Origin of the sequence: Streptomyces sp. NPDC057253, from assembly GCF_042669125.1 — a bacterium.
Classification (GTDB): domain Bacteria; phylum Actinomycetota; class Actinomycetes; order Streptomycetales; family Streptomycetaceae; genus Streptomyces.
Genome location: NZ_JBHUXV010000036.1, coordinates 59,594 through 81,106, shown reverse-complemented (window position 1 = coordinate 81,106; position 21,513 = coordinate 59,594). Strand labels below are relative to the sequence as shown.

At 72.1% G+C, this 21,513-nt stretch carries 17 protein-coding genes; 9 read left to right on the top strand and 8 right to left on the bottom strand.

Annotated features, from left to right (window positions below):
* Positions 1 to 102: 102 nt before the first annotated feature.
* The 4 genes from ACFULQ_RS21230 to ACFULQ_RS21215 all read right to left on the bottom strand — a co-directional run bounded on the left by ACFULQ_RS21230 (position 103) and on the right by ACFULQ_RS21215 (position 3,774).
* Positions 103 to 513 carry a PTS-dependent dihydroxyacetone kinase phosphotransferase subunit DhaM gene (locus ACFULQ_RS21230; protein WP_383546186.1) on the bottom strand — a complete coding sequence of 137 codons (411 nt, stop codon included), beginning with the start codon at positions 511 to 513 and terminating at the stop codon, positions 103 to 105.
* Positions 506 to 1,105 carry a dihydroxyacetone kinase subunit DhaL gene (dhaL, locus tag ACFULQ_RS21225; protein WP_383546184.1) on the bottom strand — a complete coding sequence of 200 codons (600 nt, stop codon included), beginning with the start codon at positions 1,103 to 1,105 and terminating at the stop codon, positions 506 to 508. Before dhaL ends, ACFULQ_RS21230 begins: the two co-directional genes overlap by 8 nt.
* A 37-nt stretch (positions 1,106 to 1,142) precedes the next feature.
* Positions 1,143 to 2,135: a dihydroxyacetone kinase subunit DhaK gene (gene dhaK / locus ACFULQ_RS21220; protein ID WP_383546182.1), complete on the bottom strand. Its 993-nt coding sequence runs from the start codon at positions 2,133 to 2,135 to the stop codon at positions 1,143 to 1,145.
* A gap of 256 nt (positions 2,136 to 2,391) precedes the next feature.
* Positions 2,392 to 3,774, bottom strand: coding sequence for a Tat pathway signal sequence domain protein (locus ACFULQ_RS21215; protein WP_383546180.1), 1,383 nt, complete (start codon positions 3,772 to 3,774; stop codon positions 2,392 to 2,394).
* Between the two features lie 190 nt (positions 3,775 to 3,964).
* On the opposite strand from ACFULQ_RS21215, the gene ACFULQ_RS21210 reads away from it, so the two are divergent.
* Positions 3,965 to 4,111 (top strand): hypothetical protein, encoded by a 147-nt coding sequence (locus ACFULQ_RS21210; RefSeq protein ID WP_383546179.1) that lies wholly within the window; start codon positions 3,965 to 3,967, stop codon positions 4,109 to 4,111.
* Between the two features lie 32 nt (positions 4,112 to 4,143).
* Here ACFULQ_RS21210 and ACFULQ_RS21205 read toward each other — a convergent pair whose 3' ends face one another.
* Positions 4,144 to 4,518 carry a DUF6479 family protein gene (locus ACFULQ_RS21205; RefSeq protein ID WP_383546177.1) on the bottom strand — a complete coding sequence of 125 codons (375 nt, stop codon included), beginning with the start codon at positions 4,516 to 4,518 and terminating at the stop codon, positions 4,144 to 4,146.
* A gap of 108 nt (positions 4,519 to 4,626) precedes the next feature.
* Here ACFULQ_RS21205 and ACFULQ_RS21200 point away from each other — a divergent pair, with 108 nt between their 5' ends.
* From ACFULQ_RS21200 to ACFULQ_RS21170, 7 genes are all read left to right on the top strand, one after another.
* Positions 4,627 to 5,001: a ferredoxin gene (locus tag ACFULQ_RS21200; protein ID WP_383546176.1), complete on the top strand. Its 375-nt coding sequence runs from the start codon at positions 4,627 to 4,629 to the stop codon at positions 4,999 to 5,001.
* Positions 5,002 to 5,127: 126 nt separating this feature from the next.
* Positions 5,128 to 6,306 carry an acyl-CoA dehydrogenase family protein gene (locus ACFULQ_RS21195; RefSeq protein WP_383546174.1) on the top strand — a complete coding sequence of 393 codons (1,179 nt, stop codon included), beginning with the start codon at positions 5,128 to 5,130 and terminating at the stop codon, positions 6,304 to 6,306.
* A 9-nt stretch (positions 6,307 to 6,315) separates the two neighbouring features.
* On the top strand, positions 6,316 to 7,158 hold the full coding sequence (locus ACFULQ_RS21190; protein ID WP_383546173.1) for an oxygenase MpaB family protein: 843 nt from the start codon (positions 6,316 to 6,318) through the stop codon (positions 7,156 to 7,158).
* 61 nt (positions 7,159 to 7,219) lie between these two features.
* Positions 7,220 to 9,463: a tetratricopeptide repeat protein gene (locus tag ACFULQ_RS21185; RefSeq protein ID WP_383546171.1), complete on the top strand. Its 2,244-nt coding sequence runs from the start codon at positions 7,220 to 7,222 to the stop codon at positions 9,461 to 9,463.
* Positions 9,464 to 9,530: 67 nt separating this feature from the next.
* A complete protein-coding gene (locus ACFULQ_RS21180) occupies positions 9,531 to 11,102 on the top strand; it encodes a phytoene desaturase family protein (protein WP_383546169.1) in 1,572 nt (523 codons plus the stop codon).
* 113 nt (positions 11,103 to 11,215) lie between these two features.
* On the top strand, positions 11,216 to 12,325 hold the full coding sequence (locus tag ACFULQ_RS21175) for a nitronate monooxygenase (RefSeq protein WP_383546168.1): 1,110 nt from the start codon (positions 11,216 to 11,218) through the stop codon (positions 12,323 to 12,325).
* Positions 12,322 to 13,875: an acyl-CoA synthetase gene (locus ACFULQ_RS21170; protein ID WP_383546166.1), complete on the top strand. Its 1,554-nt coding sequence runs from the start codon at positions 12,322 to 12,324 to the stop codon at positions 13,873 to 13,875. Before ACFULQ_RS21175 ends, ACFULQ_RS21170 begins: the two co-directional genes overlap by 4 nt.
* An 11-nt stretch (positions 13,876 to 13,886) precedes the next feature.
* On the opposite strand, the gene ACFULQ_RS21165 is transcribed toward ACFULQ_RS21170, so the two are convergent.
* Positions 13,887 to 16,301 carry a penicillin acylase family protein gene (locus ACFULQ_RS21165; RefSeq protein WP_383546165.1) on the bottom strand — a complete coding sequence of 805 codons (2,415 nt, stop codon included), beginning with the start codon at positions 16,299 to 16,301 and terminating at the stop codon, positions 13,887 to 13,889.
* A gap of 63 nt (positions 16,302 to 16,364) precedes the next feature.
* Here ACFULQ_RS21165 and ACFULQ_RS21160 point away from each other — a divergent pair, with 63 nt between their 5' ends.
* On the top strand, positions 16,365 to 17,861 hold the full coding sequence (locus ACFULQ_RS21160) for an acyl-CoA synthetase (protein ID WP_383546164.1): 1,497 nt from the start codon (positions 16,365 to 16,367) through the stop codon (positions 17,859 to 17,861).
* 49 nt (positions 17,862 to 17,910) lie between these two features.
* On the opposite strand, the gene ACFULQ_RS21155 is transcribed toward ACFULQ_RS21160, so the two are convergent.
* Positions 17,911 to 19,725 carry a sulfatase gene (locus ACFULQ_RS21155; protein ID WP_383546163.1) on the bottom strand — a complete coding sequence of 605 codons (1,815 nt, stop codon included), beginning with the start codon at positions 19,723 to 19,725 and terminating at the stop codon, positions 17,911 to 17,913.
* 145 nt (positions 19,726 to 19,870) lie between these two features.
* Complete coding sequence (locus ACFULQ_RS21150) at positions 19,871 to 21,484, bottom strand: acyl-CoA synthetase (RefSeq protein WP_383546161.1); 1,614 nt, start codon at positions 21,482 to 21,484, stop codon at positions 19,871 to 19,873.
* Positions 21,485 to 21,513 lie beyond the last annotated feature (29 nt).

Here is a 21,513-nt window from a genome sequence, read left to right as displayed (position 1 = left end):
GGCAAGACCCCCGGCTCGGCCCTCGCCGTCGCGGCGGACGCGGTGAAGCGGGCCCGCGGAATGTGTGTCGCGGCTGCCGGGGCCCGTCTTCCCGGTGGTCCGTCAGACCTTCCGGTAGCTGTACGCCTCCGCCGCGGCCGCCTCCACCGCCGCCAGGTCGGCTCCGGCGGCCGCCGTGACCACCGCGGCCACCGCTCCCTCGACGAAGGGGGCGTCCACCAGGCGGGTGCCGTCCGGGAGTTCGTCGCCCTCCGCCAGCAGCGCCTTGACGGTGAGCACCGCGCTGCCGAGGTCGGTCAGCACGGCCACCCCGGCGCCCCGGTCCACGGACGCGGCCGCGGCGGCGATCAGCTCCGCGCTCGTACCGAGCCCGCCGCCCTCGGTGCCGCCCGCCGCGGCGACCGGCACCTCGGTGCCGCCGCCCGCCAGTCCCTTCGCCAACTCCGCCACGGACGCGGCGACTTCGGCGCTGTGCGAGACCAGCACGATCCCGACCGACGCTGCGTCACTCACCGGCCACCTCCGCGAGAGCCGCGATCAGCAGGGCGGCCGAGGTGGCGCCCGGGTCCTGGTGCCCGATGCTGCGCTCGCCCAGATAGCTCGCCCGGCCCTTGCGGGCCTGCAACGGCGTGGTGGCCAGGGCGCCCTGGTCGGCGGCCGTGCGCGCCGCGGCGAAGCCGGTGCCGAGCGCGTCGACGGCCGGCACCAGCGTGTCGATCATGGTCTTGTCGCCCGGGGCGGCCCCGCCCAGCGTCCTGACCGCCTCCACGCCGGCTCGCAGCGCCTCGGTCAGCTGTTCCGCAGTGACCTCGGCGGCGTCCCCGAGCGCTTTGCCGGTCCGCCGCAGCAGCGTCCCGTACAAGGGGCCCGAAGCGCCCCCGACCGTCGAGATGAGCTGGCGTCCGGCGAGGGTGAGGACCCCGCCCGGGGTGTCCGGGGCCTCCTTCTCCAGGGCCGCGGCCACCGCGGTGAACCCGCGCTGGAGGTTGCTGCCGTGGTCGGCGTCCCCGATGGGGGAGTCGAGGGTGGTGAGCCGCTCCGCCTCACGGTCGACGGAAGCGGTGGTCGCCGTCATCCAACGGCGGAAGAAGTCGGCGTCGAGCACTGGGTCTCCTTGCGTGGTCGGTACGTCGGTCGCCTGCTCACACCCCCCAGCGCAGCCCCGGTGTCCTGACCGGCGCGTCCCACAGCCGCAGCAGCTCCTCGTCCACCTGGCACAGGGTGACGGAGGCGCCCGCCATGTCGAGCGAGGTCACGTAGTTGCCGACCAGGGTGCGGGCGACGGCCACCCCGCGGTCGGCGAGCACCCGCTGCACCTCGGCGTTGAAGCCGTACAGCTCCAGCAGCGGGGTGGCACCCAGGCCGTTGACCAGGACGAGCACGGGATTGCGCGGGCTCATGTCGTCCAGGATCGCGTGCACCGAGAAGTCGGCGATCTCCCGGGAGGTCATCATCGATCGCCGCTCCCGGCCGGGCTCGCCGTGGATGCCGATCCCCAACTCCAGCTCACCGGCGGGCAGATCGAAGGTCGGGCTGCCCTTGGCGGGCGTGGTGCACGCGCTGAGGGCGACGCCGAAACTCCGCGAGTTCTCGTTGACCTGACGGGCGATCGCCTCCACCCGCTCCAGCGGCTGTCCCTCGTCCGCCGCGGCCCCGGCGATCTTCTCCACGAACAGGGTGGCGCCGGTGCCGCGCCGGCCCGCCGTGTAGAGGCTGTCGGTGACGGCGACGTCGTCGTTCACGAGGACCTTGGCGACCTGGATTCCCTCGTCCTCGGCGAGTTCGGCCGCCATGTCGAAGTTGAGCACGTCACCCGTGTAGTTCTTCACGATGAACAGCACCCCGGCCCCGCTGTCCACGGCGGCCGCCGCCCGCACCATCTGGTCCGGCACCGGCGAGGTGAACACCTCGCCCGGGCAGGCCGCGGAGAGCATGCCGGGTCCCACGAAACCGCCGTGCAGCGGCTCGTGCCCGGACCCGCCACCGGAGATCAGGGCGACCTTCCCGGCCACGGGGGCGTCCCGTCGTACGATCACGCGGTTCTCGACGTCCACGGTCAGCTCCGGATGGGCGGCCGCCATGCCGCGCAGGGCGTCCGCGACGACGGTTTCCGGAACGTTGATGATCATCTTCATGAGTGCCTCCTGAGGTGCCTGAGGGACGGGCGTCCGGCCTGGGTCGTCGCTGTCCTGTCGGTCACTGTCAGTTCTGTGTTCGGTCGTCCGGCGCTGCTGTCGGCAGTATCGACCTTGAGGCACCGAAGGTCACGTGGGCGACCGCTGCGGGGTGTGCCCGGAGGGGATGAGGCGGGGAGTGATCGGCGGCTCCTATTCTCCCACGTCGGCCTGTGCGGTGACCTGTCCCGGTACGCCGCTCGGTGTCCCCCCGGGCTCAGGCGCGCAGCGGATTGGTGCGGGAGTCGGCCAGGAGGTACCAGGCGGTGGCGCCGGTGTGCCGGTAGGGGTAGTAGCCGAACCCGAAGCCGGTGTCGAGCGGGCTGCTCGCCGAGACGACCCCGGAGCGGGCGGGGAGCGGGGTGCCACCGACGGTCTGGTCGGCGCCGAGGAGGTCCTGCGCGCGCTCGATCGAGCCGAGCAGGCGGCGGGCGCGCTTCTCGTCGCCGCCCGCGCCCCGGTCGCGCAGGGCCAGGGCGAGATGGGCGGTGCCCTCGAACCAGACGCCGTTGCGGTCCGGCTTGGGCTGCCCCGCGGCGATCGGGGCGGACTCGTCGGCCAGCAGGCTCGCGGAGCTGAAGGTGACGCCCGCGTAGGACTGGCCGGCGGGGACCGTGCTGTTGGGCCGGTCCGCGGTGTCCAGGACGGCCAGCTCGGACGCGGCCCAGTCGAGGGAGCGGGCGTGGGCCGGGGAGGAGAGGGCGAGGTGGGGCCAGGTCTGGGTGTCCTCCGGGATCGGGGACCTGTTGATCGTCACTCCGTCGTTGGTGCCGGTGTAGAAGAAGCCGCCCGCCGGCTCCCACATCCTCTCGACGAAGGCCCGGGCCCGCGCGCGGCGCTCCCGCCAGACCCGGTCCCCGGTGAGCCGGGCGAGCCGGCCGAACAACCCGACCAGGTCGGTGTTGTGCTCGGTCGAGGTGAACGGCAGTTTCTCGTCGGCCCCGTTGACGCCGAACTTGTACCCGCCGAGCGGCTCGTCGGTCCGCCCGACCCGCTCGATCCACTCGCCGATCCGCACCGCGCCGGTGAGGAAGCGCCGCTCACCGGTTCGCGCGGCGAGCGCGGCCAGCGCGATACCGGCCCACGCCATGTCGCCGACGGCGGTACCGGTGAAGCCGAACTGCGTCCCCACGTTGGCCGTGCCGTCCGCCCGGACGAACCCGTCCGGCTGCGGGGAGCCGTCGTAGAAGGTGTACGGCCCGACGTTGTAGGCCTGCCGCAGCCTGCCGTCGTCGTACCCGGGGTCGTGGGTCTGGGCGTACAACAGCGCGTCACCGAGGGCCACGGCCCGGGCGCCGCCCGCGGGGGAGGCGAGGTGGGCCAGGATCGCGAGGGCGTTGTCGTAGGTGAACGCGGTGCTGAACAGGCCCGCCTGGTCGGTGTAGCTCTGGGTGAGCCGGAGGGTGCCGTGGTCCGGGTAGGCGTCCATGGCGGCGGCGAGGAAGGCCCGCGCGCGGCGGGGCGCGGAGACCTTGGCAGCACCGGTGCCGGCCTGTGCCGCCCGGGCCGTCCCGGCGCCGGTCGCGCCGAGGGCCGCGACCGCGACGGCGGTCCCGATGAGCGTACGGCGGCTGAGGGGCTGGCGCGGACTGCCGGTCATGGGTCTCCTCGGTACTGCGGGCCAAGGGTGCTGAGAGCGCTCTCAAGAGAGCGGGCTCATTCTGCTGTGGAGTGAGGAGACGGTCAACGTCTGTGCACGGAAGAGCAGTTGACCAGGACTTCGGGGGCGTCCGGAGCCGGGGCGGGGCTCGATCGCTGGGGCCGGGTGCGAGGTGCTGAGGTCGGTTGGGGTGAGCGGCGGCCGGTGCCGGGCCTGCGGGGCGTCGGGCCTGTGTGCGGAGGAGTTCGACCTCGCCCAGCGCCGGCTGCCCGGCAACCTCCCGCATGCCTTCGTCCACGCACTGCCACCAAAGGCGGCCGCCCCGCTCGGAGAGTGAGCGGAGCGGCCGTCTTCAGGTCGATGTCTAGGTCAGCCGCCCCCCGGGCCCCCGCTGCCGAAGGACCCGCTGCTGCCCTCGTCCCAGCGCGGGCGCTCGCCCGAGCCGGTCCGGGTCGGGCTGTTGCCGTGGTTGGGCAGTTCGTGCGGGGTCAGGCGGGTGTCGCTCCTGGGCACCTCGTCGGGTTCCCGGGTCTCCCTGACCTCACGGACCGGCCCGCTCTCGGGCAGCTTCGGCTGCTCCTCGGGCGTGGGCGGGGGCGACTCGCGGCGCCTGACCCGGGAGCCCAGCCAGAAGGCACCGATCAGCACCGCCACGACCACCACTCCCGCGGCGATCACTCCGGCCGCCAGGCCGCCCCGGCCCGCCGCCATGTCCATCCATCCGGTGTTCAGGGCTTGGTTCATGCCACGCGAGTACCCCTGGTCCCTCCGCACGAACCGATCCGCCCCGCGGCGACCGAAACGCCCGCGAACTCGGGGTTTGGCCGCCGTGACCCCGGCTACCCGCCCCTTGTGACGACTACGACTTCCCAGCAGGAGCTCTTCCGGTTCCTGGAGGACCGGTTCGCGTGCGCCCAGGCGTGCACCGAGTGCGCACGGGCCAGCGCGCTGCGTGCGAGCCTGGTCGATCCGGACGGCGCCGAGGACCAGGAGCTGCTGCGCCGCAAGGGCATCATGTGCGCCGAGGTGTGCGACGCGACCTGCCGTGTGCTCTCCGAGGAGAACCACCTCGACGAGGCCGGCATCCGCGTCCAGCTGGAATGGTGCCGCTCGGTGTGCCTGGAGTGCGCGCAGGTCATGGACCGGCACCCCGGGGCGGAGGCGGCCGCCAAGGCGTGCCGCGAGTGCGCCCAGGCGTGCTCGGACTTCATGGCGACCCTCCTGTGAGCGAGCCCTCCGCGCCCGCGGGCGAGCCCTCCCGCACCCGAGAGACCCCCTCCTGACCGTTCCCAATTTCTGGAACACGTTCTACCGTGTGCGCCGTCAGGACCGGCCTGGGAGCCTGGAGGCGCCGTGCATCTCGACCACACGCCCGAGCAGCAGCGGCTGCGCACCGAACTGCGCACCTACTTCGCGGAACTGGTCCCGGACAACGCACACGCCCGCTTCACCGACCGCGACGCCCAGAAGCGCTTCTACCGCGAGACCATCCGCCGCCTCGGCACCGACGGCTGGCTCGGCGTCGGCTGGCCCAAGGAGTACGGCGGCCGCGGCCTGACCGCGATGGAGCAGTTCATCTTCTTCGACGAGGCCGCCCAGGCCGGCGTACCGCTGCCGCTGATGGCGCTCAACACCGTCGGGCCGACGATCATGCAGTACGGCACCGAGGAGCAGAAGTCCTGGTTCCTGCCCCGCATCCTCTCCGGCGAGATCGACTTCGCCATCGGCTACAGCGAGCCCGACGCGGGCACCGACCTCGCCTCCCTGAAGACCCGCGCGGTGCGGGACGGGGACGAGTACGTCGTCAACGGGCACAAGATCTGGACCACCAACGGCGACACCGCCGACTGGGTCTGGCTCGCCGTCCGCACCGACCCGGACGCCCCGCCGCACAAGGGCATCACCATGCTCCTGATGCCGACCACCGACCCCGGCTACTCGTGCACCGTGATCAACACCCTGGCCTCGCACGACACCACGGCCAGCTACTACGAGAACGTCCGGGTCCCCGTCTCGCACCGGGTCGGCGAGGAGAACCAGGGCTGGCGGCTGATCACCAACCAGCTCAACCACGAGCGGGTCACCCTCGCCGCCCACGGCACCATGGCCATCCGCGCCCTCCAGAACGTCCAGCGCTGGGCGGGCGAGACCAAGCTCGCGGACGGCCGCCGTGTGATCGACCTGCCGTGGGTGCGCCGCCGCCTGGCCCAGACCCACACCAGGCTCGACGCGCTCAAGCTCCTCAACTGGCGGATGGTGAACGCCGTCCAGGACGGCACCCTCACCCCCCAGGACGCCTCCGCCGTCAAGGTCTACGGCTCCGAGGCCCGCCGGGACGCCTACGCCTGGCTCATGGAGATCGTCGCGACGGCCGGCGCGCTCAAGGAGGGCTCGGTGGGCGACGTCCTGCACGGCGAACTGGAGCGCGGCTACCGCTCGGCCGTCATCTTCACCTTCGGCGGCGGCAACAACGAGATCCAGCGCGAGATCATCTCGTGGATCGGTCTGGGGATGCCGCGGGTACGGCGTTAGCCTGCGGGCATGGGTGATCCCGGGCTGTTCACACCGAACTCGGTGACCTGGCAGATGCACGGCGACCCGATGATGTGGGTCGCCGGCGTCCGCGCGCTCTACCTCCAGGCCCTGCACCCGCGGGCGGTGCGCGGAGTCATGCAGAACAGCGACTTCAGGCGCGACGCCTGGGGCCGGCTGATGCGCACCGCCACCTTCGTCGGCACCACGACCTACGGCACCACCGAGGCCGCCGAGAAGGCCGGCGCCCGGATCCGCAAGATCCACACCATGTTCGGCGCGACCGACCCCGACACCGGCGAACGCTACGGCGTCGACGAACCCGAGCTCCTGCTGTGGGTGCACTGCGCCGAGATCGACTCCTACCTCCAGGTCGCCCGGCGCTCCGGCTTCCGCCTCACCGAGGAGCAGGCCGACCGGTACATCGCGGAACACCGGGTCAGCGCCCGCCTGGTCGGGCTGGACCCCGAGGCCGTACCCGGGAACCAGGCCGAGATGGCCGCCTACTTCGAGAAGGTGCGCCCCGAGCTCGCCGCTACGCCCGAGGCCCGTGAAGTGGACGACTTCCTCCTCCGCCCGCCGACGCACCCGCTCCTCGTCCCGGCGCGCGAGGTGCTGTGGCGGCGCGTGGCGCAGTTGGCGTACGCCGCCCTGCCGCCGTACGCCCACGAGCTGTACGGCAGGAAAGCCCCCGAACCCGCCGCCGTCACCCGTCAGTTGCGCGCCACCGGCACCCTGCTGCGCTGCGTTCCCGCACGGCTGCGCTGGCAACTCCCGCCCAAGCACATCCTGCGTGCCATGGCCCGGCTCGGCCCGGGCTCCCGGCCCTCCCCGTACAAACTCGGACCATAGGTCGCCATACTGGACGAGCCAGGGGAGGGCGGGGCGAGTTCGACGGGGGCGGTCGCAGGAGATGGGGGACAGCAGCAGGCTCATCCAGGGGCGGTACCGACTGCTCGATCTGATCGGGCGCGGCGGCATGGGCGAGGTGTGGCGGGCCCGTGACGAGTCGCTGGGCCGGCAGGTCGCCGTCAAGTGCCTCAAACCCCTGGGCGGGCAGCAGGACCAGACCTTCACCCGGGTCCTGAGGGAGCGGTTCCGCCGCGAGGCGCGGGTGGCCGCGGCCCTCAGCCACCGCGGGGTGACCGTCGTCCATGACTTCGGCGAGTTCGACGGGGTGCTCTATCTGGTGATGGAGCTCCTGGAGGGCCGCAACCTCAGCCAGCTCCTGGAGGACAACAGACAGCACCCGCTGCCCGTCGCCGACGTCGTCGAGATCGCCGACCAGGTCGCCGCCGCGCTCGCCTACACCCACCGGCAGGGCGTCGTGCACCGCGACCTCAAGCCCGCGAACATCGTCCGGCTCACCGACGGCACCGTGAAGATATGCGACTTCGGCATCGCCCGCCTCGGCCACGACATCGGCTTCACCTCCCGGCTGACCGGCACCGGCATCGCGATGGGCACCCCGCACTACATGTCACCTGAGCAGATAGGGGGGTCCGAGGTCGACCAGCGCAGCGACCTGTACTCCCTGGGGTGCGTGCTGTACGAGATCGCCACCGGGGCACCGCCCTTCGACCTGGGAGACGCCTGGGCGATCCTCGTCGGCCACCGTGACACCCCGCCCCGCCCGCCGCGCAGCCACCGCGCCGAAATCCCCGAGTACCTCGACAAGGTCATCCTGGACCTGCTGGCCAAGCGCCCCGAGCAACGTCCGCACGACGCGCGCGAGGTGGGGCGCCGGATCACTCTGGGCCGTACGACACCGGCGTACGTGCCGACCGTGGTGACCCCGCAGCCCCACTTCGACCCGCCCGAACCGCAGCGCCCCCGCGAGATCCGGCTGCCCTCCTGGACCCGCGGCATGACCACCGGCCACAAGGCCACCGGCGCCGGCCTCGCCGTCACGCCCCCGGACGCCGGAGCGGGCCTGACCGGCGAGTGGATCGCCCGCCCCACCACCGGCCGCACCGAGAACCCCGTACCGCAGGAGCAGCCCCTGCCGTCCCCGCAGGCGATCACCGCGCTCGCCGGACGGCACAACGCGGGACTCAGCCTGGGACGCCTCGGCCGCTGGGAGGAGGCCGGCGAGGTGCACCGCGCGGTCGCCGCCGAACGCGAGCACCTGCTCGGCCCCGACCACCCCGACACCCTGGCCAGCCGCTACGAGGTCGCCTTCACCCTCAGCCGCACCGGCCGCGCCGCCGACGCCCTGCGCGAGTACAAGCACGTGGCCGCGAGCAGGACCCGCACTCTGGGCGCCGACCACCCCGACACCCTGGCCGCCCGCCAGGAGATGGCGTACGTCCTCGGCCAGCTGGGCCGGCACTTCGACGCCCACCAGGTCTACAACTCGGTCCTCGCGGCCAGGGAACGCCAGATGGGCCCCGACCACCCCGACACCCTGCGCTGCCGCCACAACCTCGCCTTCAACCTCAGCAGGCTCGGCCGCCTGGAGGACTCGTACCGCATGGCCTGCGAGGTGGCCGTCGCCCGCGCCCGGGTGCTCGGCCCGCAGCACCCCGACACCCTGGTCACCCGCTACGAAGTCGCCTATGCGCTCGGCCAGTTGGGCCGCTGGGGCGAGGCCCTCCAGACCTACCACGAGGTCGCCGAGGCCCGCGCCCAAGCCCTCGGCGCCGACCACCCCGACACCCTCGCCGCCCGCTACGAGGTCGGCATCAGCCTCGGCCGGCTCGGCCGCAGCGCGGACGCCCTCCAGCTCTACCGCGACCTGATCGAGGACCGCACCCGCATCCACGGCCCCGCCCACCCCGAGACCCTGCGCGCCCGCCACGGCCTCGGCGTCAACCTCGGCCGGCTCGGCCGCTGGGAGGAGGCGCTCGCCGAGTCCCGCGACGTGTGCGCGATCCGCGAACGCGTCCTCGGCCCCGACCACCCCGACACCCTGGTCAGCCGCCGCGAGGTCGCCGTCGGCCTCGGCTGGCTGGGCCGCTGGACGGACGCCCTCACCGAGTACCGCAGAGTGGCCGCCGCCCGCGAACACGTCCTCGGCCCCGACCACCCCGACACCCTCGCCAGCCGCAACGACGAGGCCCACTGCCTGGAACAGCTCGGCCGGGGCGCGGAGGCGGTGGAGCTCTACCGGCAGGTGGCGGCCCTGAGACAGCAGCGCGCCTCGGGAGCGCAGTGACCTCGGCGGTCCCGCCAGGTGCCGCCCACCCCTGGCCGACCTAGATCATGACGTGTTACGAAGAACCATGCCTGCACACGAGGGACACCACGCGAGCTACGACGCCGTCATCGTCGGCGGCGGCCACAACGGCCTGGTCGCCGCCGCCTACCTGGCCCGGGCCGGCCGGTCCGTGCTGGTCCTCGAACGGCTCGGGAACACCGGCGGCGCCGCGGTCTCCACACGGCCCTTCGCCGGCGTGGACGCCCGGCTGTCGCGCTACTCCTACCTGGTCAGCCTGTTGCCCAGGAAGATCGTCCGGGACCTCGGCCTGGACTTCCGCGTCCGCACCCGCAACGTCTCCTCGTACACCCCCGTCGAACGGGACGGCAGGCCCACCGGTCTCCTCGTCGGCGGCGGCGAGCGCCGCACCCGGGAGGCCTTCGCCGCGCTCACCGGCGGCGAGAGCGAGTACCGGGCCTGGCAGCGGTTCTACGACATGACGGGCCGCGCCGCGAAGAAGATCTTCCCCACCCTCACCGAACCGCTGCCCACCCGGGACGAGCTGCACCGGCGCCTGGACGACGAGGAGGCGTGGCGGGTGCTGTTCGAGGAGCCGATCGGGGCGGCCGTGGAGGATCGCTTCTCCGACGACCTGGTCCGGGGCGTCGTGCTGACCGACGCGCTCATCGGCACGTTCGCCGACGCCCACGACCCCTCCCTCAAGCAGAACCGCTGCTTCCTCTACCACGTGATCGGCGGCGGGACCGGCGCCTGGGACGTGCCCGTCGGCGGCATGGGCGCCCTCACCGACGCCCTGGCCACCGCGGCCCGGAACGCCGGCGCGGTCCTCGCCACCGGGCACGAGGTCACGGGGATCTCCTCGGACGGGCGCGCGGCGGAGGTCACCTACCGCACCGCCGACGGCGAGGGCGTGGTCGGCGCCCGGCACGTCCTGGTCAACGCCTCCCCGCGGGAACTCGCCGCCCTCACCGGCGACGAGCCGCCCACCCCCGCGGAGGGCGCCCAGCTCAAGGTCAACATGCTCCTCAAGCGGCTCCCGCGGCTGAAGGACGGCGCGGTCGACCCGCGCGAGGCGTTCTCCGGCACCTTCCACATCGCCGAGGGCTACCGGCAGCTGGCCACCGCCCACGCCCAGGCCGCCGCCGGCCGGCTGCCGGACGCCCCGCCCTCCGAGATCTACTGCCACTCGCTCACCGACCCGACGATCCTCGGCCAGGACCTCGTCGAGCAGGGCTACCAGACCCTCACCCTGTTCGGTCTGCACACCCCGGCCCGGCTCTTCGACCGGGACAACGACGCCGTCCGCGAGGAACTCCTCACCTCGACCCTCGCCCAGCTCGACGCCCACCTCGCCGAACCGCTCGCCGACTGCCTGGCCACCGACGCGGACGGCCGGCCCTGCATCGAGGCCAAGACCCCGCTGGACCTGGAGCGGGACCTGAGGCTGCCCGGCGGCAACATCTTCCACCGCGAGCTGACCTGGCCGTACGCCCAGGAGGAGACCGGACGCTGGGGCGTGGAGACCCGGCACGCCAACGTGCTGCTGTGCGGGGCGGGCGCGGTGCGCGGGGGCGGAGTGAGCGGGGTGCCGGGGCACAACGCGGCGATGGCGGTGCTGGAGGAACTGGGGGACTGACCGCCGTACGCAGCCTGCCGGCCCCTGCGGCCAAGCCCTGTCCGTTGACCAGAATCTGACGGAGCATCAGAAAACCTCTTCCGTCGTCCGGAGGACTGCGGCATCCTGCGCCCATGCAGACGGAGCTGAGCAAGACACTGGGAGTCGAGCACGCCGTCTTCGGCTTCACGCCGTTCCCCGCCGTCGCCGCGGCCATCAGCCGGGCCGGCGGCTTCGGGGTGCTCGGCGCGGTCCGCTACACGGCCCCCGACGAACTCAAACGCGACCTCGACTGGATCGAGGCGCACATCGACGGCAAGCCCTACGGCCTGGACGTCGTGATGCCCGCCAAGAAGGTCGAGGGAGTGACCGAGGCCGATGTCGAGGCCATGATCCCCGAAGGGCACCGGCAGTTCGTCAAGGACACCCTCGCCAAGTACGGCGTGCCCGAACTCGCCGAGGGCGAGGCGTCCGGGTGGCGCATCACGGGCTGGATGGAGCAGGTCGCCCGCAACCAGCTCGACGTGGCCTTCGACTACCCGATCCGCCTCCTCGCCAACGCCCTCGGCTCCCCGCCCGCCGACGTGGTGGCCCGCGCGCACGAGCAGAACGTCCTCGTGGCGGCGCTCGCGGGCAGCGCCCGGCACGCCCTCAAGCACAAGGAGGGCGGCATCGACATCGTGGTCGCCCAGGGCTACGAGGCCGGCGGCCACACCGGCGACATCGCCTCCATGGTCCTCACCCCCGAGGTCGTCGACGCCGTGGCCCCGCTGCCCGTGCTCGCGGCCGGTGGCATAGGAAGCGGGCAGCAGGTGGCGGCAGCGCTGGCACTCGGCGCCCAAGGTGTGTGGCTGGGCTCCCTATGGCTGACCACCACAGAGGCCGAACTGCCCTCACCCAAGCTGATCGAGAAGCTCCTCGCCGCGGGCTCCGGCGACACCGTCCGCTCGCGTGCCCTGACCGGGAAACCCGCACGCCAGCTCCGTACCGAATGGACCGACGCCTGGGACTCCGCCGACGGACCCGGCACCCTCCCCATGCCCCTTCAGGGCCTGCTGGTCGCCGACGCCGTCTCACGGATCCAGAAGTACGAGGTCGAACCGCTGCTCGGCACGCCCGTCGGCCAGATCGTCGGACGGATGACCAGCGAGCGCAGTGTCCAGGCCGTCTTCGACGACCTCACCCGCGGCTTCGAGAAAGCCGTCGATCGCATCAACCGCATCGCCGGAAGGAGCGGCCAGTGACGAGCACAGCCCCCGCGGGCTTCTGGGCCCAGGCCGCCCAGGACCCCTCGCGCACGGTCCTCATCGCCCCCGACGGCACCTCCTGGACCGCGGGCAGCCTGCACGCCGCCGCCAACCGGCTCGTGCACGGACTGCGCGCCGCCGGACTGGAACGCGGCGACGCCTTCGCCGTCGTCCTGCCCAACAGCGCGGAGTTCTTCACCGCCCATCTCGCCGCCAGCCAGGCCGGCTTCTACCTGGTGCCGATCAACCACCACTTCGTCGCCCCCGAGATCGCCTGGATCGTCGCCGACTCCGGCGCCAAGGTGCTCCTCGCCCACGAGCGCTTCGCCGACGCGGCACGGCACGCGGCCGACGAGGCGGGCCTCGCGGCGACCCACCGGTACGCCGTCGGCGAGATCGAGGGCTTCAGGCCGTACGCCGAACTCCTCGCCGGACAACCGGAGTCGCCGCCCGCCGACCGTGAACTCGGCTGGGTCATGAACTACACCTCGGGCACGACGGGCCGCCCGCGCGGAATCCGCCGGCCCCTGCCCGGCAAGACGCCGGAGGAGGCGTACCTGGGTGGCTTCCTCGGCATCTTCGGGATCCGGCCCTTCGACGACAACGTCCATCTCGTCTGCTCGCCGCTCTACCACACGGCCGTCCTCCAGTTCGCGGCCGCGGCCCTGCACATCGGCCACCCGCTGGTCCTGATGGACAAGTGGACGCCCGAGGAGATGCTCCGGCTGATCGACGCGCACCGGTGCACCCACACCCACATGGTCCCGACCCAGTTCCACCGCCTGCTGGCGCTGCCCGCGGAGGTCCGGGCGCGCTACGACGTCTCGTCCATGCGGCACGCGATCCACGGCGCCGCCCCCTGCCCCGACCACGTGAAGCGGGCCATGCTCGACTGGTGGGGGCCCTGCGTGGAGGAGTACTACGCGGCCAGCGAGGGCGGCGGAGCCTTCGCCACCGCCGAGGACTGGCTGAAGAAGCCCGGGACGGTCGGCAAGGCCTGGCCCATCAGCGAGCTCGCGATCTTCGACGACGACGGCAACCGGCTGCCCCCCGGTGAACTCGGCACCGTGTATTTGAAGATGAACACCGGCGGCTTCGCGTACCACAAGGACGAGGCCAAGACGAGGAAGAACCGCATCGGCGACTTCTTCACCGTCGGCGACCTCGGCTACCTCGACGAGGACGGCTATCTCTTCCTGCGCGACCGCAAGATCGACATGATCATCTCCGGCGGGGTCAACATCTACCCCGCCGAGATCGAGTCCGTCCTGCTCCAGCACCCCGCCGTCGCCGACGCCGCCGCCTTCGGCATCCCGCACGACGACTGGGGCGAGGAGGTCAAGGCCGTGGTGGCACCGGCCCCGGGGCACGCCCCCGGGCCGGACCTGGCCGCCGACCTCCTCGCCCACTGCGCCGAACGCCTCGCGGGCTACAAGCGCCCGAAGAGCGTCGACTTCATCACCGAGATGCCCCGGGACCCCAACGGCAAGCTGTACAAGCGGCGCCTTCGGGACCCGTACTGGGAGGGGCGCTCCCGGCCGGTGTGAGCCCGAACGCCTCAGGAACGGACCCGGACCACCCGCAGCGCCGGCGACGACAGGATGTCCTTCTCGCAGAACCGGGACGTCACCCACCTCTCCGCCGAGAACAGCCGCGTCTGGTCGCTGAAGTGCGGCGAGTCGGGGTTCGAGGACTGGGAGTACGTCAGCAGGGTCCGGGCCACCGGGCAGCGGCCGCCGTCCCAGCCGACCGCCTGGATGTAGCTGGACCCGGTCGACACCTCGGTGTATCCGCCGCCGGCCGGGTTCCAGACCGGCTCGACCTTGTTCCACACGCCCAGCGACTCGGTGCCGCCCGGAACGGCGATCCGCTTCCCGTTCCGTACGACGAACTGGTGCTCCCCGAGCGGGGAGTCCAGCGCGATGCCGGCCGCCCGCAGCTCGGCGACGGTGTCCGCGAGGGCCGTCGCGAAGGCCGGGGCGTCCGTGTTGAGCGTGTTCGGCGTGCCCACCGGGTCGGCCGCCGAGAACGGCACCTTCCACAGCTGGGACACCGGCAGCTTGCGCCACAGCCGGTCGAAGAGCAGCGCGCCCCGGCTCCCGGTGTCCGCGGTGCGGTCCCAGGCCGCGAGCACCCCGCAGGCCGCACCGACGTCGACGGCCTTGCCGTCACTGCCCGTCGCCGTGCCGCCGGGCAGCGCCGCACAGGCCTTCGCCGCGTCCGCCGCGACGAGGTCACCCGCGGGCACCCGGTTGGCGAACTGCTGCGCCTGGAGGTCCCGTACGGTCAGCCGGCCTCGCTCGGCCATCGCCGACACGTCCTGCACCGCACCACGCGTCCGCAGCGACCGCTGGGTGTTCACGGTGCCGAAGATCCGCTCGTACCCGGTCAGCGGCCGCTCGGCGTTGGCCAGCCAGGCGCTGTCGTTGGAGTTCTCCGCGTACGGCGCGTCCTGGAGGACCGGCATCCTCGACGGCCCGAGGATCCCCGGCTGTACGGCGTCCGGATCGCTGCCGAGCGCACAGTCGCCGCGGGAGCCGTCGAGAATCGCCACTCCGGAGGCGGGGTAGGTGACCCGGCCCAGGGGAGTGGAGCAGCGCTGCGCCAGCTCGTCGGTGATCCGGGGGAGCACCTGGGACTGCGTGAACAGCGTGTGGCCACGGGAGTCGGCGGCGATCGTGTTGACCCACGGCAGGCCCTGCGTGCGCTTCAGCGCGTCCAGCACGTCCTTCGTGCTGCGGGCCTTGCTGAAGCCGAGGGCGGTGTCGGAGCCGCGCAGGTTGGTGGCGTTGGGGTCGCCCAGGGCGTAGGCGGTCGTGGTCGTCCACGGCAGCGGGAGCGCGGCGCCGAGCGAGGTGACGACCGGGCCGTACCGCGTCCACCACTGGGTTTTCGTCACCGGCTCACCGCCCTTGACGGCGACGGTCACCCGGCGCTCGGTCATCCGCTCCGGCCTGCCGTCCACCAGGTAGGTGGTCGGGTCGGCCGGGTCCAGGGTCAGCTGGTGCAGGTTGAGGGTGACGCCGGTCGCCACCGTGTGGCTCCAGGCCACCCGCGCGTTGTGACCTATGGAGATCGTCGCCGAACCGAGCAACGAGCCGCCGGAGACGTTCAGTTCGCCGGGGATGGTCTGCTGCGACTGCCAGAAGCGGCGGCCGCCCTGCCAGGGGTAGTGCGGGTTGCCGAGCAGCAGCCCGCGGCCGTTCGCCGTGGTGGCCCCGCTGAACGCGACGGCGTTGGAGCCCATGTCCGCGGAGTCGGCGGCGAACAGCTCACGGGCGGCGCGGGCGGTGTCCTGGGCGTCCGGGGTGCGGGCCGGCGGGGTGCCGGTGGACGGGGTGGCGGACGCGGGCGGCTGGGCGGCCGTGATGCCGTCCACGGCCCGGCCCTGGCCGCCGAGCACGGCCAGCGCGAAGTTGCGGGCGGCCACGTCCTCGACCGACACGGGACGCACCCAGGCGGCACCGCTGCACGCCGGGTCGGTGATCCGGTTCTTCTCCAGCCAGGTGTTGTAGCCCGCGGCGAAGCCCCGCATCAGCTCCTTCACGTCCCGGCTCGGACCGAGCGGCGCAGGCTGGGCCATCAGCTTCTCCACGGTGCCGGCCTCCCGCACCCCGCGGAAGTACAGGTCACTGGAGACGTTCTTCGTGGCGGAGGAGAGCGCGGAGTCGGGGGCCGCGTCGGCCCCGAAGTACCGCGCACGCTCACCGCGCACGGTCACGAACCCGTCGGCGAGCGTGCACACCTGGTCGGCGGCCTGCGCCCACCCGGTGCCGAAGCCGAGGTCCGCGTAGTCCTTCGCGAGGATGTGCGGGATGCCGTACTCGGTGTAGCGGATGGTGGCGGACAGACCGCCGTGGGACGGATGGCGCTGTTCCTGGTGCCGGTCCTGCGCGGCGGCGGCCGGCAGTGTGCCGACGGCGGCGAACAGGGCGACGGCCGCGACGACCGTGCGTCTGGGGCGGGTGCGCATCGTGCCTCCCAACGTCATTGAGGGAAGGGGCGGTTGAGCGTACCAACCGGTAGGTTGTCCCGAATGACGTCAGGACAGGGAAGCACGGTTGACGGGGTGCTGCGCCGCAGCGCCCGGCGTACTCCGGCGCGCGTCGCGGTGGAGTACGGCGAGCGCTCGTGGACCTACGAGGAGCTCGACGACGCGGTCTCGCGCGCGGCGAGCGTGCTCCTCGGCGAGGGTCTCTCGCGCGGCGACCGGGTCGGGGCCTACGGCCACAACTCCGACGCGTACCTGATCGGCTTCCTCGCCTGCGCCCGCGCCGGGCTGGTGCATGTGCCGGTCAACCAGAACCTCACCGGGGACGACCTCGCCTACCTGGTCGGCCAGTCGGGGAGCACGCTGGTCCTCGCCGATCCCGACCTGGCGGACCGGCTTCCGTCCGGCGTGCGCACGCTGCCCCTGCGGGACACCGACGGCTCCCTGCTGGCACGGCTCGACGCGGCGGTGCCGTACGACGGCCCCGAACCCCGCAGCGAGGACCTCGTCCAGCTGCTCTACACCTCCGGGACGACGGCCCTGCCCAAGGGCGCGATGATGACCCACCGCGCCCTGGTGCACGAGTACCTGAGCGCGATCACCGCCTGCGATCTGAGCGCCGGCGACCGGCCCGTGCACTCGCTGCCGCTGTACCACTCGGCGCAGATGCACGTCTTCCTGCTGCCCTACCTCGCGGTCGGCGCGACGAACATCATCCTCGACGGGCCCGACGGCGACCGCCTCTTCGACCTGATCGAACAGGGCCGCGCGGACAGCCTGTTCGCGCCGCCGACGGTGTGGATCGCCCTGTCCAACCGCCCCGACTTCGCCACCCGGGACCTCGGCGGACTGCGCAAGGCGTACTACGGCGCCTCGATCATGCCGGTGCCCGTCCTGGAACGCCTCCGCGAGCGTCTGCCGAAGCTGGCCTTCTACAACTGCTTCGGCCAGAGCGAGATCGGCCCGCTGGCGACCGTCCTCGCACCCGACGAGCACAAGGGGCGGATGGACTCCTGCGGCCGCACGGTCCTGTTCGTCGACGCACGGGTCGTGGACGAGGACGGCAAGGACGTGCCCGACGGCACACCGGGCGAGATCGTCTACAGGTCACCGCAGTTGTGCGAGGGGTACTGGGACAAGCCCGAGGAGACCGAGGCGGCCTTCCGGGACGGCTGGTTCCGCTCCGGGGACCTAGCGGTGCGGGACGCGCACGGCTACTTCACGATCGTCGACCGGGTCAAGGACGTCATCAACTCCGGTGGGGTGCTGGTCGCCTCACGCCAGGTCGAGGACGCGCTCTACACTCACGAGGCGGTCGCCGAGGTCGCCGTCATCGGCCTGCCCGACGAGCGCTGGATCGAGGCCGTCACGGCGGTGGTCGTCCCCCGCGGCGAGGTCACCGAGGCCGAACTCCTCACCCACGCCCGCGAGAAGCTCGCCCACTTCAAGGCACCCAAGCGGATCCTGTTCGTGGACGAGCTGCCGCGGAACGCGAGCGGGAAGATCCTGAAGCGTCAGCTGCGGGACCGGTTCGCGGGCTGACGGGACCTGCCGGTGGCCGTCGGCGTGCCTTTCCCGGCGGCGCCGGTGGTCACTTCGCGAAGGCTGTCATGAAGCGGTCGCGGAACTTGTCCATGCCCCACACCGGGGCGTTGTCGGCGGGCTTGAGGCCCTCGGTCCAGTGCCAGTCGGCCACCCGGTCCAGCACCTTCGGGTCCTTGGCGACGATCGTGACCGGGACGTCCCTGTTCGCGGAGCCCTTGGTGACGGTCGGGACGGGCTGGTGGTCGCCGAGGAAGACGAGGACGGTGTTCTCGTCGCCGTAGCGCTGCATCCACTGGGTCAGGCTGTCCACGGAGTACTGGATGGCCTTGCGGTACTCGGTGCGCACCCGCTCCTGGCTCTTCCAGACCTCGGTCGGGTTGGTGCCCTCCTTCTTGATCTGCTCGAAGATCGAACCGTCCCCGAGGTCGTTCCAGTCGATCGTGTGGGCGATCGGCGACCAGGGGTTGTGGCTGGAGGCCAGGATGATCTCCGCCATGATCGGGTCCCGGTTCTTCTTGCCGTGCTCCAGCTTCTGGAAGGCCTCCAGGCTGAACTGGTCCGGCACCGGCGTCCAGCTGAAGTAGGGGCCCTTGTAGCCGAGGTGCTTGGAGTCGTAGATGTGGTCGAGACCGAAGTACTTGCCCTCGGGCCACGACTTGCGCACCCCCGGCACGATGCCGACCGTGCGCCAGTCGCCGGTCTTCTGGAAGTAGCTGGTGAGGGTGGCGCGGTCGCTGGAGGTGAGGTTCAGGTACCGCTGCTGGTTCTTGACCCACAGCCCGGACAGGAACGTCGAGTGGGCCATCCAGCTGCCGGCGCCCGTCACGGGGGACCTGAGCCAGCCGCTGCGCGACGCGAAACCGGCCGACCTGAGCGTCGCGTCGCCCTGCTTCAGCGTCGCGTCCATCTCCGGTGCCATCGCCGGGTCGTCGATCGCCACCCGGCCGTAGCTCTCGATGAAGGTGAACAGGACGTCCTTGCCACGCAGGCCGCCCAGGAGCTGGTCGGGAGGAGTGGCCGCGAAGGCGTCGACGGCGGACTCCTTCTCGAAGACCTTGGCGTCCCCCAGTCCGTTGCGCACATGCTGCACACGGTTGGCGAGGAACTCGGTGTTGCCCTTGGTGGCGAAGGTGACCCCGCCGAACTGCACGCCGACCATGAAGCAGGTCACCCACACCGTCGCGAGGACGAGCGTGGTGCGCACCGCCACGGGCCGGTGCCGGGACATGACGTTCGTCAGCCGCACCACCGCGAGGGTGCACAGCACGAGGAGCGCGATGATCAGGACGATCACCCCGATGATCGCGAGCACCTCGCCGGTGCGGCCGAACGTCTCCCGCAGCCAGTCCGTCGCGTTGCCCAGCATGATCCAGTCGAAGACCAGGTCGAACGGCCGGGCAAGGGTCTGGTAGAAGCCCATGTCCATGAACTTCAGGAGGCTGAACAGGCCGAGGAAGACCCCGAAGGCGACGGCGGCGATCCGGCGTGCCTTCGGCGGCAGCACGAGCAGCACGGCCGCGAGGACGATCGCCTCCACGGGCAGCCGGAAGAACGACCGGAGGTTCATGTGGTCGAGCCGGTTGGGAAACAGCAGCACCAGCAGGACCAGCACACCGGACAGCACGCTCGTGGCCACGGACACCCCGCGCGCCGTACGGGGGTAGCGGCGGCGCCAGCCGAACCAGCCCGGGCGCGGGGAGCCGGGGTCGTCCGTGGAGAGAGTCCCGTCGGCCTCCTGGGCCGACGCCGTCTCCTCAGCGGCCTCCTGCGTCACTTCTTCCCCCGTCGCACCCCCACTGTCCGCGTCCCCCTCGCCCCCAGCGGTGTCCGGCAGTTGGCGAGAGCGAGTGAAGAGCGACACCCGGTGGTCCTTCCGTGCGGTCTTGCTGTGACGTGCGGTCCTGCCGCGACGGCATGACGAACAGGGCCCGGTGACCGAGCCTGCCACCACCAGTACGGTCGCACGTCACGTTCGGTTCAATCGCAGGAGGGTCGGGATTCGGCGCTCACCCGTCCGCCGCCACCGCCACCTTCTGCGCCCACCGGTAGTCCGCCTTGCCGCTCGGGGACCGGCGGATGGATTCCGCGATCACCAGCTGGCGCGGCACCTTGTAGCCCGCGAGCCGGGTCCGGCAGTGCGTCTGGAGCGCGTCCAGGGACATCCGGTCCGCGCCCTCGCGCAACTGCACCACGGCCGCCACATGATGCCCCCACCGCACGTCCGGCACCCCGGCCACGAGCGCGTCGTACACGTCCGGATGGGCCTTGAGCGCCTGCTCGACCTCCTCGGGGTACACCTTCTCGCCGCCCGTGTTGATGCACTGCGAGCCCCGCCCGAGGACGGTGACCACCCCCTCCTCGTCCACGGTGGCCATGTCGCCGAGCAGCACCCAGCGCTCACCGTCCTTCTCGAAGAAGGTCTCGGCGGTCTTGCGGGGGTCGTTGTAGTAGCCGAGCGGCACATGGCCGCACTGCGCGACCCGCCCGACCTCGCCCACGGCGACGGGTTCGTGGGTCGCGGGGTCGACCACCTGGGTACGGGCGTTGACCCGGACGCGGAAGCCGCGCTCGGGTCCCGAGTCGTCGGTCGCGGTCCCGTTGAAGCCCGACTCGGAGGAGCCGAAGTTGTCGAGCAGCATGGCGTGCGGGACGAGTGCGCGGAACTGCCGGCTCACCGTGTCCGACATGATCGCACCCGACGAGGAGACGCTGAACAGCGACGACATGTCGGTGCCCTTCAGTGGTCCGTCCAGCGCGTCGATGAGGGGCCGCAGCATCGCGTCGCCCACCAGCGACATGGCGCTGACCCGCTCCGCCGCCACGGTCCGCAGCACCTCCTCGGGCACGAACTTGCGGTGCAGCACGACCCGTTGGCCCCAGTTGAAGCCGATGAGCGTGGTCAGCGTGGAGGTGCCGTGCATCAGCGGGGGAGTGGGGAAGAAGGTGAGGCCGGAGCCGCCCGCGGCGACGCGCTCGGCGAGCTCCTCGGGCCGCTTGACCGGCTCACCGGTCGGCGCGCCACCGCCCAACCCCGAGAAGAACAGGTCCTCCTGACGCCACATCACGCCCTTGGGCATACCGGTGGTGCCGCCGGTGTAGATGATGAACTGGTCGTCGCCCGAGCGCGCCGGGAAGCCGCGCTCCGCGGACCCGGACGCCTCGGCGTCGCCGAAGTCCGCCGCCGGCGGCCCGCCCGGTCGCTCGGCCCCGACCCGCACCAGGTGCCGCAGCCGTGGCACGTGCGGCAGCGCGGCCGCCACCCGGTCCGTGAACTCCGCGTCGAAGACCAGCCCCGCGAGGTCCGCGTCCCGGTAGAGGTAGACCAACTCCTCTTCCACATAGCGGTAGTTGACGTTGACCGGCACGATCCGCGCCTTCATGCAGCCCAGCAGCGTCTGCACGTACTCCACCCCGTTGTAGAGGTGCAGCCCCACGTGCTCACCGGCTCGTACCCCGCTGTCGAGCAGGTGGTGGCCGATGCGATTGGCTGCGGCGTCCAGTTCCGCGTACGTCAATCGGCGCTCCGCACCCGTACCCGGGATGTCGATGTAGGTCAGCGCCTCACGGTCCGGCACCACGTCGACGACCGACTCGAACAGGTCGGCAAGGTTGTACTCCACCGGCTCCTCCTGACCTCGCACGGCCTGGC